A 12,548-nucleotide genomic window follows, 5' to 3' on the forward strand; every position below is an offset into this window, starting at 1 on the left:
TAGTTGGTGCAAAGATACGAAAGGCCGTCTGAAACATTGGTTTCAGACGGCCTTTGATTTCAAAGCATCAGCTTGTCAATCAGCCTTGCATTTGTTTGGCTTGAACGGCAGTCAGGGCGATGGTGAAGACGATGTCTTCAATCAATGCGCCGCGGGACAAGTCGTTAACCGGTTTGCGCAAACCTTGCAATAACGGACCTACGCTCAGGACGTTGGCGCTGCGTTGTACGGCTTTGTAAGTACAGTTGCCGGTATTGAGGTCTGGGAAAACCAAAACGGTTGCTTGACCAGCGACAGCGCTGCCCGGAGCTTTGGATTGGCCAATAGATGGAACGGTAGCCGCATCGTATTGCAACGGACCTTCGATGGCCAAATCAGGGCGTTTTTCATTAGCCAGTTTGGTTGCTTCGATCACTGCATCGACATCAGGGCCGCTGCCCGAGTTGATGGTAGAGTAGGAAATCATGGCTACTTTTGGATCGATACCGAAAGCTTTGGCGCTGTCGGCAGATTGGATGGCGATGTCGGCCAGTTGTTCAGGCGTTGGGTTCGGGTTAACCGCGCAGTCGCCGAATGCCAATACTTGGTTAGGCAGCAACATGAAGAATACGCTGGATACAAGGCTTGCACCCGGAGCGGTTTTAATCAGTTGCAGGGCAGGGCGGATGGTGTTGGCAGTAGTGTGGACTGCGCCGGAAACCAAACCATCCACGTCGTTTTGAGCCATCATCATGGTGCCGAGTACGACAGTGTCTTGCAGCTGTTTGCGTGCATCTTCAGGAGTCAGGCCTTTGGATTTACGCAATTCGCACATTGGCTCGACGTATTGCTCAACCAAAGAAGCAGGATCGATGATTTCCAAAGAATCAGGCAGGGAGATGCCGCGCTCTTTCGCTACGTCCTCAACTTCTTCGCGGGTCGCCAACAGTACGCAACGGGCGATGCCTTTTTCGTGACAGATAGCAGCGGCAGCGACGGTACGTGGTTCTGCACCTTCAGGCAGGACGATGCGCATATCGGCTTTGCGTGCGAAATCGATCAGGTTGTAACGGAATTGAGCTGGAGACAGGCGTTTGGCTTCGCGTTTGGCCAAAGCGGATACGTCTTGTAGTTTGTCGCTGGAGCCGAAGAAAGTCAGGCCGGTTTGCTCGGCAACTTGTGCGCCTAAAGCAGTGGCTGCGCCGTCAATGATGAAACCTTCCAATAAGCCCGGGGAGTTGGTGTAGAGCTGTTTGGTGAGGTTTAATTGTTGGGCGATGGCGGCCGCGTCAGTATTGTCGGATTTCAGCGCCAATACAACGCCTGCGTCCAAAGACAACGCCAATTCGACGTTTTTGCCTGCCAAGAACAATTTGTCTGCATCAGGAGTGATGCCTTCGATAACGAGGTTATCTGCGTTCAATGCTGCAACTTTACCGACAAGTGCGTCAAACCAGTCATCGCTCTTGCCTTGAGCCAACAGGGCTTCTGTAGTGGAGTCAACGGCTTGGAAAACTTGCGCATTCAATGCCGCTGCAAATGCTTTTGCCGCAGCATCGGCGCTCAGGCCGGTAGATACCGGTGCGATCAGGATTTTTGCCATTTTGTGTCCTCTCTTTCGTTAATTGTAGAAGGGTGTTGCTGGGGCGCAGCTGGTGCTGCATTTTAACACTTCAGGATTGAAGTTTCTTTAATATATTCACGGTCATATTGACATATGTCATCAGGCCGTCTGAAAAGTATAAACGCAATGGACCAAATCCATCAATCCCCCATTGCCGCCAAAAGCTCGGCTTGATGCTCGGCAATCAGGGCATTGGTGATTTCTTCCAAATCTCCGTCCATTACAAAATCCAGTTTGTGCAGGGTAAGGTTGATGCGGTGGTCGGTCACGCGGCCTTGTGGGTAGTTGTAGGTGCGGATGCGTTCGCTGCGGTCGCCGCTTCCGATCAGGGATTTGCGTTCGGCGGCTTCTTTGGCTTGGGCTTCGCGTTTTTGCGCATCGTTTAAGCGGGCGGCGAGGACTTTCATCGCCTGCGCTTTGTTGGCGTGTTGGCTGCGGCCGTCTTGGCATTCGACCACCATGCCTGTCGGCAAGTGGGTAATACGGACGGCGGAGTCGGTTTTGTTGATGTGCTGACCGCCGGCACCGGATGCGCGGAAGGTGTCGATGCGCAGATCGGCGGGGTTCAACTCGATGTCTTCGAGTTCGTCTGCTTCGGGCATGACGGCAACGGTACAGGCTGAAGTGTGGATACGGCCTTGGCTTTCGGTGGCAGGAACGCGTTGCACGCGGTGGCCGCCGGATTCAAATTTCAGACGGCTGTATGCACCCAAGCCGATAATGCGGGCGATGACTTCTTTATAGCCGCCTAATTCGCTTTCGTTGGCGGAAACGATTTCAACCTGCCAGCGGTTGCGCTCGGCGTAGCGGCTGTACATACGCAGCAAATCGCCTGCAAACAGCGCGGCTTCGTCGCCGCCGGTACCAGCGCGCACTTCGATAAAGATGTTTTTGTCGTCATCGGCATCTTTTGGCAGCAGCAGTTTTTGCAATTCGGTATCGAGTTCGTCGATTTTGGCTTTGGCCGCTTCGATTTCTTCGGCGGCAAAGTCTTTCATTTCAGGGTCGGACAGCATTTCTTCGGCATCCGCCAAGTCGCTTTGCGCCAGCTGATAGTTTTGGAACACTTCGACCACGGGGGTCAGTTCGGCGTGTTCGCGCGTGAGTTTGCGGTAGTTGTCCATGTCGGACGTGGCTTCAGGCTGTCCGAGCAGATGCGTGACTTCTTCCAGTCGGTCGCTGAGTTGTTGTAGTTTTTCTAAGATAGACGGCTTCATAAATTTTCCAAAATACGGATGCCGTCGAGTGGTCTGCAACGGCGAAATAAGGAGTCATTATAATGGGTTTGAATGAAAATTCAACAAGATATGATGGATTGGAAAGGCCGTCTGAAACTTGTTTTTGAGTTTCAGACGGCCTTTTTCATATGGGCTTATTTAGGAGCAGCCAAGATGCCTGTTTGGTTCAGCAGGAACAAAACGGTAAAGCCGGTCAAGTAAATCAAACCGATAATGGCAAGGAAATTCATGCCCATGGTCAGTTTGTGGCGTTTGTCGCCTTTGACGAGGCGGTAGTTCAGCCAAGCGAACACAGGGGCGGCAACGAAGGCAGTAATCATGGCGAATTTGAGCAGCTCTGCCATCGCGCTGTTGAACCAGAAAATCACGGCCAAGCCTGAGCCTGCGACCCAGACGTTCCAAGCAAACAGTTCGACGTTGCCGGTTTTGTCTTTACCGCGCAGCAGGCGTACCGGTTCGGCAATCGCGCGCGCGTAGCCGTCTACTACGGTAATTGTGGTGCCGTACATACAGGCAAAGGCGATAAATGCCACTAGTGGACGCGACCAGTCGCCGATGGTAACGGCGTACATATTAATCAGTTGGCCAACATATTTGCCACCGGCCATTTGTACGGCTTCGCCGTTGCCGTATTGAACATAGGCACCTAAGGCCAAGAAGACGACCGCTAACACTGCGCTGGTGATGTAGCCGACGTTGAAGTCGAAAATACCGTCGCGGTAGCTGGAAGGGTTGATGCGTTGTTTTTCGGTTACCCACAAAGAGTTAATGGCGGAAATTTCAATCGGCGCAGGCATCCAGCCCATCAGTGCGATTAAGAAGCCCAAGCCGGCCAGCGTCCAAGGGGTAGGCTCGATAAAGTCGGGTTTCATCTGCATGCCTCGGGACATGGCCACGGCTGCCGCGGCGACAGTGGCAATGGTCAGGCTGACGATGATGATTTTGGAAACGTTGTCCAACGCTTTATAGCGGCCGCTTGCCAAAATCAACAGGCAAGAAGCCATGATCAGGGCGGACACTATGCCGGTATCGAGAGTCAGTGATGGGATTGCCATTTTGACGATGGCGGCGGTAACGATAGCGACCGCGCCGGCATTAATCGTTGCCGATGCAATACACAAAATCAAAAATACCCACAAATAAACGCGGCTTTTTTCGGCATAGCCTTCAATCAGGCTTTTGCCCGTGTCCAGCGTGTAATGTGCGCTGAAGCGGAAAAATGGGTATTTGAACAGGTTGGTCAGAATGATAATCAGCGCAAGCTGCCAGCCGTAAAGCGCACCTGCCTGCGTGGAGGCAATCAGGTGCGAGCCGCCGACCGCTGCCGAAGCCATCATGATGCCCGGGCCGAGGGCATTAATTTTGCTCTGCCAGGTAGAGGAGTGTGTATGTTGTTCTGCCATAAGTATTTTCCGCCTATTTCAGACGGCCTTATTATCAAAAAGAAGCATATTTTAACGTAAATAAAAAGTTTGCCCAATAATATGCGTAATACTTTTTATCAATCAAAGGAAAAATACGGTTTTAAAAAGCTGAAATGGTGTAATGAACGATATTTTGTGCCAAAAACATTTTTTCAGACGGCCTTGTATCGCTTTTTATTCATGAATATGGGGTAGGGAGAGCAGAGTGTGTCGGTTTGGAAACGAAATGGCAGGGCAAGGCTTTTTGATGCCTTGAGGTCGGTATATTAAGGGGAAGTATGGAGCAGGGAATCCACGTTTTGCTCGGTTATTTCAGATAGTTGCGCCAGTGGTACGTCGCGCAATTCAGCGGCAATTTCGGCGATACGTCGGATGTTGGCTGGTGTATTGGTTTCATGGCCGAGCATAAAAGGGCTGTCGGTTTCGAGAACAAAGTCCGTGTCGTTTAAAGCTTGTAAGGCAACGCGGATTTTTTTGGCATTCGGGTTGAGCAACAGCGAGCCTATGCCGATTTTGAAGCCGAGTTTCACCAAGATCCGCGCTTCTTCTACGCTACCGGAGAAGGCGTGAACGATACCGCCTTGCGTGAAACCGGTGGTTTTGACGGCGGCGGCAATGGCGGCGGTGGCTTTCAGATTATGGATGATGACGCGGCGGTTGAAGTTTTGGGCGAGGATGAGTTGTCGGATAAAGGCTTCGGTTTGCGTGTTGCGTTGTGCTTGGGTTTGCTCTTTGCCATAAAAATCCAAGCCGATTTCGCCAACCCATGCTTGCGGATGCTGGATTAATTCGGACTCTAACTCTTGGAATGTTGCCTCGTTGAGGCCGTCTGAAAACCATGGATGAATGCCCAAAGCAATATGGATGTTTTCAGACGGCCTTTCCAACTGCGCAACGGAATGCCAATCCTTGGGGGACGTAGCCGGTACGATAAAACGCGCCACGCCGGCGGCTTGCGCATCGGCAAGCACTGCAGGCAGCGTATCGGCAAGTTTGGGGTCGGCAAGATGGCAGTGGGTGTCGGTGAAAGTCATGTTTAATGGCGGTTTACAGCAGATTTAATTGTCGTAATTCTTGTTGCACCTTATCTGCATTCCAGTCATGAGATACGGCGAGGGTCATCAGCGCAGTGGCGGTTTCGAGATTGCATTTGCCGCCGTTGATGATACCTGCCTGACGCAAAGCATCGCCTTGGGCATAGACGGCGGCGGCACAACCTTGCGGCACTTGGCTGATGTTGAGCAGCAACTTACCTTGTTGCGTAAAGGCTTGGACGGCTCGGACAAACGCATCGTTGCTCGGCGCATTGCCGTGGCCGTAGCTTTGTAGGATTAGGGCTTGAGTGGAAAGATGGGGCAGGACGTCTGAAAGTTCTTGCGCGGCATAACCGGGAATCAGCGTGCGGACGGAAACTTTTGCTTCAGGATTTGGAAGATGCGGTTTGAGACCGTCTGAATGTTCGGTCGGGGCGGTACGGATATTGTGCCAACCTTTGTTTTCCTCCCATTCGGCGAGCGTGCCAAAATGCAGGTTGTCAAAACCTGCGGCGGTCTCGGTGCTGACCTTGCTGCTGCCGACGGATGGGAAGAGCTTGCCGTCAAAGGCAATCACCACTTGTTTGAGTTTGAGCGAGAAAGCGGAAACGGCGGTGGCAAGGTTGCGCGGCGCATCGCTGTTGGCGGCATCGTAAGGCCATTGCGAGCCGGTCAGGATAACGGGTTTGTCCAAGCCTTGCAGCGAAAGGGCGAAGAGGTTGGCAGTGTATGCCATGGTATCCGTGCCGTGCAGCACCAAAATGCCTTCATAGTCAGGCAGCTTGGCGATAATAAGCTCCAACCAGTCGCGTTGGTTTTGCAGCGTTACTGCGGAAGAATCGATGAGCGGCTGGCAAACGTGCCATTCGAAATCAAGGCCGTCTGAAAAGGGGGTAAGGGCTTTATCGACGAGAGCGGTGTCGGGACGCAGGCCGGCGCTGCTTTGGGTCATGCCGATGGTGCCACCGGTGTAGAGGACGAAGATTTTTTGTTTCATGGTGTTTCTGATGAATGATTGAGGCCGTCTGAAAGCGGGGAAGTGTTTCAGACGGCCTGGAATGGTTTATTGATTGGTTTGTTTTTTGGCTTTTGCAGCACGTTTTTCGTGTAATTTTTCACGGAAGAAGGTATGGCGGCGGTGTTTTCTCCACCAAATCCAGCCGATAATGACGGCGCCGATGCCCAGTACCGCAAAGATACCGGATTGCAGGCTGTGCATTTTTTTCATCAGCCAGTCGGTATTGCGTGCGCCGTATTCGCCCAAATAAATCCAAACCGGAACGGAAATCAGCGCGGCCAAACCGTCCATCAGGATAAAGCGCAGGTAGGAAACCTTGCGGCTGATGCCTGCAGTCACGAAAACGGCGGTACGCAGGCCGGGCAGGAAGCGGGCGACAAATAAAACCCAGTTGCCGTATTTGTCGAATTTTTCCTGTACTTGGGCATAGCGTTTAGGCGTCATCACGCGCGCAATCGGTTTGAATTTAAGGATTTTTTGTCCCCAAATCCGGCCGGCCGCAAACATAAAGCCGTCGCCTACCAATACGCCGAGCATACCGACGGCAAACATAATATGCGAGTTGGTATAACCCAGGCCGGAGATTACGCCGCCGGTTACCAGCGTCAAATCTTCAGGAATCGGTACGCCGAAGCCGCAAATAATCAAAACGAAAAACACGGCCGCATAGCCGTATTCAACGAAAAAAGATTCTAAAAATGCAAACATGGCCGCCGTCCCACGATAGATATTGATTGATGACTGGATTAAGTTGGAATTCTACCAAAGATAAGGCCGTCTGAAAGCAATCACAAGCAGATATTGTTCAAATTTGACGGTAGTTTGCAAAAAATATGGAAATTCGGATGCGGAAAGTTGGGATATGGACGGATTTGGCAGGTACAATAGCCGCTGGTTTATCTTTCAAACCCGAAATGGCAGTCTGTTTTCAGACGGCCTGTTCAGGAAAATGAAATCATGAAATACAGAGATTTGCGAGAATTTATCGCCGGATTGGAAGCTGATGGCAAACTCAAGCGCATTCAGCATCCGGTGTCGCCGCATTTGGAAATGACCGAAATCGCCGACCGTGTGCTGCGTGCCGAAGGGCCGGCGTTGTTGTTTGAAAACCCGATTAAGCCTGACGGTACGCGTTATGATTATCCTGTTTTAGCGAATCTGTTCGGTACGCCCGAACGCGTGGCGTTGGGCATGGGTGCGGACAGTGTGTCCAAGTTGCGCAAAATCGGACAGACGCTGGCGTATTTGAAAGAACCCGAACCGCCCAAAGGCATTAAAGATGCGTTTTCTAAACTACCATTGCTGAAAGATATTTGGAGTATGGCGCCGAACGTGGTGAAAAACGCGCCGTGTCAGGAAATCGTGTGGGAAGGTGAAGATGTTGATTTGTATCAACTTCCGATTCAACATTGCTGGCCGGAAGACGTTGCGCCGCTGGTAACATGGGGTTTGACCGTTACGCGCGGACCAAACAAAAAACGCCAAAATCTCGGCATTTACCGCCAGCAATTAATCGGCAAGAACAAGCTGATTATGCGCTGGCTGTCGCATCGCGGCGGCGCGTTGGATTATCAGGAATTCCGCAAACTCAACCCCGATACGCCGTATCCCGTCGCCGTTGTCCTCGGTTGCGACCCTGCCACCATTTTGGGCGCGGTAACGCCCGTTCCCGATACCTTGAGCGAATACCAGTTTGCCGGACTGCTGCGCGGTTCGCGGACGGAACTGGTGAAATGTATCGGCAACGATTTGCAAGTACCCGCACGCGCAGAAATCGTGTTGGAAGGTGTCATCCATCCAAACGAAACCGCGCTGGAAGGACCATACGGCGACCACACCGGCTATTACAACGAGCAGGATCATTTCCCTGTGTTTACGGTCGAGCGCATTACCATGCGTGAAAACCCGATTTACCACTCCACCTACACGGGCAAACCGCCCGATGAACCCGCCGTTTTGGGCGTGGCGTTGAACGAAGTGTTCGTACCGCTCTTGCAAAAACAGTTCCCCGAAATCACCGATTTCTACCTGCCGCCCGAAGGCTGCTCCTACCGCATGGCGGTGGTCAGCATGAAAAAACAGTACGCCGGACACGCCAAGCGCGTGATGATGGGCTGCTGGTCGTTCCTGCGCCAGTTTATGTACACCAAATTCATCATCGTGGTGGATGACGATGTGAACGTGCGCGACTGGAAAGAAGTCATCTGGGCGGTCACCACGCGCATGGACCCTGTTCGCGATACCGTTTTGATGGAAAATACGCCCATCGACTACCTCGACTTCGCCAGCCCCGTCAGCGGACTCGGCGGCAAAATGGGTTTGGATGCGACCAACAAGTGGCCGGGCGAAACCAACCGCGAATGGGGACGGGTGATCAAAAAAGACCCTGACGTTACGGCCAAAATCGATGAGATTTGGGAGCGTTTGGGTTTGTAGATGTCATTTCTATTGGAATTTATACTTCAAATCGTGATGGAAATGATTGGGGCAATGTTTGAAGGTACGGTAGAAATATTGAGGCTCGATTGGAGCAAAAGAAAACTCTCCAAAGAAGGCTTGATAATGTTGACCGTATGGTCTGCCGTCATTGTTGCACTGATTGTGTATATGGTCATTCCTAAGTAAACATCTTATTCTGACAATACATCTGTTAAAAGGCCGTCTGAAACTTTTTGGGTTTCAGACGGCCTTTAATTTGAAAACTTAGCGTGGTTTGAGCCACTTCCATTGTTCTTGTATGGTTTCTTGCAGGGCTTTTTGTTTTTCTGCAGGTGTATTCATGCCATTGGTCAAGCGGCTGTAATCAAGGGTAATGGAAGGGTTTTGTACGGTTCCGCCGATTTTGAGGGGAATCGGTTTGTTTTTGGGTTGCAGTACATTGCTGATAAGCAGGTTTTCGGACAGCTTTTGGGTATTCAAATCGGTATAACCGCTGCTGACAACGTGCAGGCTGTCGGAAAACAGTTCGGTGTTGATGTGATGGCTGATGCCTTTCTCGATTTCGCTATTGAGGATGAAATGATGGAAAGGGGTTTTGAGGTTGCTGTTGTCGATTTTTTCCGAAGAGATGCCGTTTTTCAGAATGCTGTCCATATCGATGCCGTGCCATGCGCCGTTGGTAATATCGAGGAGCAGGCTGCCGTTTAGGGCTTGTATCATTTGGGCGCGGTCGTTGCCGGTGGTTTTAATGTCGATAACGGCGTCGCCGCTGCCGCTGAAGCTGTGGAAACCGAACAGGTCTTGCAGCAGCGGCTGAATTTGTATGCCTTTTGCGTTTTGCTGAAGGTGGTAGGAAGCAGGTTGGGTCGCCGCAATACTCAGGCCGCCCTCGGTTTTGCCGCCATAAAGCCCGGCTTTGAAACGGTGCAGGGCGATATGTTCTTTATCGGCGGTGAGCAGGGATTCGATGTTTTCTAATTGCAGGCCGGCAGTTTGAATGCTGCCGATTTGGAGGTTGGCCTCAATGTCGGGCAACCAGGATTTGGCTAACAGGGAAGGAAGATTCAGTGATGGCTGGGTTTTCAGGTCTTCCAAGTAAGGGGTCAGATTGAGTTTTTGTAAGGCGATACCGGCGTCAAGGTGCGGACGCGGTTGGGCATCGCGTTGGTATTTAAAGGCCAAGGCGAGGGCCTGTCTGTCAAATGCGCCTTTCAGACGGCCTTCCCATGTATTCAGGCTGAAGTTGGCCTGCCCTTCGAGTGTGCTGATGAAGCGTGGACGGGGAAGGCGGTTGATGGTGTCTTGCAGGGTGCTGAGGTGCAGTTTGGGTGCATCGATGCCTTTGCCTTTTTGCCAAACCAACGGGCTGGAAAAGGTAAAGTTGGTTTGGAGGCGGTCGTTTTTATGGCTGCCTTTGAGTTCAAAATTGGCGGCGGTCAAAACGGTTGCGTAGAGGTTGGCTTTGTCCAGTTTGAATGAGCCGTCCCATTGGTTGTTTTCGCTGCCGGCGGTCAATGCGCCGTTGAGTGTATTGAGGTGCAAATAGCCGTTTTTAAACTGCAAAAGGGGAGAACGTGCATTGATATGCAAGTTTTGATAGTCGCTTTCGGCTTGCAGGTTGAAGTCGCGGAAAAGGGCGGTTCGGTTTTGCCAATTAAGGCTGCCTGCGATTTGGGCATCCAGCTTGTTTTTGAGTAATACGGTTTGCAGGTTTAATTTGAGGGCGGGAACGCTCCAGCCGGCATCATCTTGTAGAAGATGGCCGGCACCTTGCCAACTGATGGGGTTGCCGATGTTTTGCAGTGTGCCGCTGATATCGAATGGACGGCCGTCTGAATCAGCTCTGCGCAGGGAAAATTGCAGATCGTTTAAGGCAATATCTTGCTCTTTATTGTGATAGCGGATGCTGCCGTTATTGATGATGATGCGGTTGAGCTGAAAACTTTCTTTTGACGATGGGTCTTGTTGCAGGCAGGCGGGCAGATGGTGTTTTGAGTCCAGTGTCAGTGTCGGGTTTAAAAGAATCCATTTCTCAAGTATGGGTGCATTCGACCATAGGCTGCTCCAGCCAAAGCCCATTTTGGATTCGGCGATGTTCAGCGTCGGTGTGTCAGGTTCGGAAGAGGAAAGGCTGAGGTCTTTTAAGATTAGCGTGGGACGCGGCAGCCATTTTCTGCCGATAGTGGCGTTGTATTTGATTTGGCAGCCATGGGCGGAAAAGTTTTTTTGTATGAATGCGTCGATGTTTTCTGTGTTGAATATGCGGAACATTAAGGCACTCAATACCGCCGCGAGGCATAAAAGCGCGGTAATGCCGAAAACCAGGGTTTTCAGCCAAAATTTTCCTGAGTGCAACATGGAATGAACAGACAATTCAGATTCTCGCTTTGATGGGAGCTTTAAGGAGTGATTGGGAGTTTAAGCCTTGCTGCTTAAGCGTGTGGAAGTATAACACAGAGTGAGCCTGTGTTTCAGACGGCATGGGAATATGAATAAAAACACCGCCTAAAGGCGGTGTTGATTTTAAGCATAAATTATTTACGCAGACCCAGGCGGGTAATCAGTGTACGGTAAGTATCAGGCTGAGTACGGCGCAGGTAAGACAGCAGGCGACGACGTTGGCTAACCATTTTCAACAGGCCGCGACGGCTGTGGTGGTCTTTAGGGTTGGCTTTGAAGTGAGGAGTCAGGTCGTTGATACGGAAAGTCAACAGAGCGACTTGTACTTCAGAAGAACCGGTATCGCCTTCTTTGCGTTGGAAATCTTTAACAATTTGTGCTTTTTGTTCTACGGTCAATGCCATGATGGATAACTCCGAAAATAAAAGAACCTTTTCAGGTTCGGACAAGTTTGCCAAGCCAAACGACCTAAGCAAACTCCTAAGCGCCTTTTTATAAAGACGGGCGGATTATGCCACAATTTGTCTTTGTGCGCCACATCTTTTCAGACGGCCAAAAAAAGCGGCGATACCTTTCAGTACCGCCAAAGCTGCTTTGGTGATAAAAACTAAACTTTATTTGCTTGCGCAACGGAAGCCTAAGTTATTTAAAACATATTTGGACTGCAGGCTGGTGCGGATGCCGTAGCGCAGGAAGGCGGCGTAATTTGATGGATCGCTGGAACCTACGGATGCGCCACTGCAAAACATTTGCGTATCGGCATTGCCTGACGAGAGCAGGCTGCTGTTGAAGTCTTCAGTCCATTCCCAAATCAGGCCGTGCATATCGTATACGCCCCAGTAGTTGGGTTTGTTTTTACCGATGTCGCGCAGACCGTTGCGACCGCCGTCTGCATACCAATCCAAGATGGTGCGGTTATAGCCAGGCTCGGCAGAGCCGTCTTTTTGAGTGGCAGAAGCCAAGCCTGCAAATTCCCACTCGTCAATAGTCGGCAGGCGTTTACCTTTGGAAACACAGTAAGCATTCGCGGCGAACCATGAAACATTGGTTACCGGATGTTTGAGTTCGCTGGCTTTAGGAGCAAAACTGTTGCTGCCGTTCTTTACCCAATGTTTCAGGTAAGCTTTTTCAGCATGTCTGGAACTGATTTTGCCTTTTTGCCATTGCGGATGCGTGTTCACAAATTCGGCAAACTCAGCATTAGTCACCGGATATTTGTCAAGCTGGAAGGGTTTGACTTTAATAAGGGAAGTTTCTTTTTTGAGATAGAGAGGACGGTAGCTGCCTCCTTCGATTTTTACCATTTCGGCAGCAAATGTATTGCCGCAGATTAAGGCACTGCCTAAGAGGAGGAGTTGTATGAGTTTCATGGTACGCCCTTATTATCGATTG

The 12,548-nt window shown here is 51.0% G+C and carries 10 protein-coding genes; 1 reads left to right on the forward strand and 9 read right to left on the reverse strand.

What is annotated here, in order from left to right; translation table 11 throughout:
- Nucleotides 1-79 precede the first annotated feature (79 nt).
- The 6 genes from pta to LPB400_RS04485 all read right to left on the reverse strand — a co-directional run bounded on the left by pta (nucleotide 80) and on the right by LPB400_RS04485 (nucleotide 7,025).
- Nucleotides 80-1,582 (reverse strand): phosphate acetyltransferase, encoded by a 1,503-nt coding sequence (gene pta, locus LPB400_RS04460; RefSeq protein WP_070843404.1) that lies wholly within the window; start codon nucleotides 1,580-1,582, stop codon nucleotides 80-82.
- A gap of 161 nt (nucleotides 1,583-1,743) precedes the next feature.
- Nucleotides 1,744-2,820 carry a peptide chain release factor 1 gene (gene prfA, locus LPB400_RS04465; RefSeq protein ID WP_049329850.1) on the reverse strand — a complete coding sequence of 359 codons (1,077 nt, stop codon included), beginning with the start codon at nucleotides 2,818-2,820 and terminating at the stop codon, nucleotides 1,744-1,746.
- A 155-nt stretch (nucleotides 2,821-2,975) separates the two neighbouring features.
- The gene (locus LPB400_RS04470) at nucleotides 2,976-4,244 is read right to left on the reverse strand and encodes an Nramp family divalent metal transporter (RefSeq protein ID WP_219089544.1); all 1,269 of its coding nucleotides are present in this window, start codon (nucleotides 4,242-4,244) and stop codon (nucleotides 2,976-2,978) included.
- 287 nt (nucleotides 4,245-4,531) lie between these two features.
- On the reverse strand, nucleotides 4,532-5,299 hold the full coding sequence (locus LPB400_RS04475) for a TatD family hydrolase (RefSeq protein ID WP_219089547.1): 768 nt from the start codon (nucleotides 5,297-5,299) through the stop codon (nucleotides 4,532-4,534).
- Nucleotides 5,300-5,312: 13 nt separating this feature from the next.
- Nucleotides 5,313-6,296, reverse strand: coding sequence for an asparaginase (locus LPB400_RS04480; RefSeq protein WP_219089549.1), 984 nt, complete (start codon nucleotides 6,294-6,296; stop codon nucleotides 5,313-5,315).
- Nucleotides 6,297-6,362: 66 nt separating this feature from the next.
- A complete protein-coding gene (locus LPB400_RS04485; protein ID WP_219089552.1) occupies nucleotides 6,363-7,025 on the reverse strand; it encodes a DedA family protein in 663 nt (220 codons plus the stop codon).
- Nucleotides 7,026-7,274: 249 nt separating this feature from the next.
- On the opposite strand from LPB400_RS04485, the gene ubiD reads away from it, so the two are divergent.
- Complete coding sequence (gene ubiD, locus LPB400_RS04490; protein ID WP_219089554.1) at nucleotides 7,275-8,753, forward strand: 4-hydroxy-3-polyprenylbenzoate decarboxylase; 1,479 nt, start codon at nucleotides 7,275-7,277, stop codon at nucleotides 8,751-8,753.
- Between the two features lie 267 nt (nucleotides 8,754-9,020).
- Here the strand turns inward: ubiD and LPB400_RS04495 are convergent, their stop codons facing one another.
- The 3 genes from LPB400_RS04495 to LPB400_RS04505 form a co-directional block, all read right to left on the reverse strand.
- The gene (locus LPB400_RS04495; RefSeq protein ID WP_219089695.1) at nucleotides 9,021-11,114 is read right to left on the reverse strand and encodes an AsmA family protein; all 2,094 of its coding nucleotides are present in this window, start codon (nucleotides 11,112-11,114) and stop codon (nucleotides 9,021-9,023) included.
- A 176-nt stretch (nucleotides 11,115-11,290) separates the two neighbouring features.
- Entirely contained in the window at nucleotides 11,291-11,560 is a 270-nt protein-coding gene (gene rpsO / locus LPB400_RS04500; RefSeq protein WP_003679932.1) for a 30S ribosomal protein S15, read from the reverse strand.
- A 210-nt stretch (nucleotides 11,561-11,770) separates the two neighbouring features.
- Entirely contained in the window at nucleotides 11,771-12,526 is a 756-nt protein-coding gene (locus LPB400_RS04505) for a formylglycine-generating enzyme family protein (RefSeq protein WP_070814376.1), read from the reverse strand.
- Nucleotides 12,527-12,548 lie beyond the last annotated feature (22 nt).

Origin of the sequence: Neisseria perflava, assembly GCF_019334725.1 — a bacterium.
Classification (GTDB): Bacteria; Pseudomonadota; Gammaproteobacteria; order Burkholderiales; family Neisseriaceae; genus Neisseria; species Neisseria subflava_A.

What these genes read in the sequence shown, in the direction of transcription:
- pta (WP_070843404.1), bottom strand. Translation starts at nt 1,582, where the DNA reads ATGGCAAAAATCCTGATCGCACCGGTATCTACCGGCCTGAGCGCCGAT.
- prfA (WP_049329850.1), bottom strand. Translation starts at nt 2,820, where the DNA reads ATGAAGCCGTCTATCTTAGAAAAACTACAACAACTCAGCGACCGACTG.
- LPB400_RS04470 (WP_219089544.1), bottom strand. Translation starts at nt 4,244, where the DNA reads ATGGCAGAACAACATACACACTCCTCTACCTGGCAGAGCAAAATTAAT.
- LPB400_RS04475 (WP_219089547.1), bottom strand. Translation starts at nt 5,299, where the DNA reads ATGACTTTCACCGACACCCACTGCCATCTTGCCGACCCCAAACTTGCC.
- LPB400_RS04480 (WP_219089549.1), bottom strand. Translation starts at nt 6,296, where the DNA reads ATGAAACAAAAAATCTTCGTCCTCTACACCGGTGGCACCATCGGCATG.
- LPB400_RS04485 (WP_219089552.1), bottom strand. Translation starts at nt 7,025, where the DNA reads ATGTTTGCATTTTTAGAATCTTTTTTCGTTGAATACGGCTATGCGGCC.
- ubiD (WP_219089554.1), top strand. Translation starts at nt 7,275, where the DNA reads ATGAAATACAGAGATTTGCGAGAATTTATCGCCGGATTGGAAGCTGAT.
- LPB400_RS04495 (WP_219089695.1), bottom strand. Translation starts at nt 11,114, where the DNA reads ATGTTGCACTCAGGAAAATTTTGGCTGAAAACCCTGGTTTTCGGCATT.
- rpsO (WP_003679932.1), bottom strand. Translation starts at nt 11,560, where the DNA reads ATGGCATTGACCGTAGAACAAAAAGCACAAATTGTTAAAGATTTCCAA.
- LPB400_RS04505 (WP_070814376.1), bottom strand. Translation starts at nt 12,526, where the DNA reads ATGAAACTCATACAACTCCTCCTCTTAGGCAGTGCCTTAATCTGCGGC.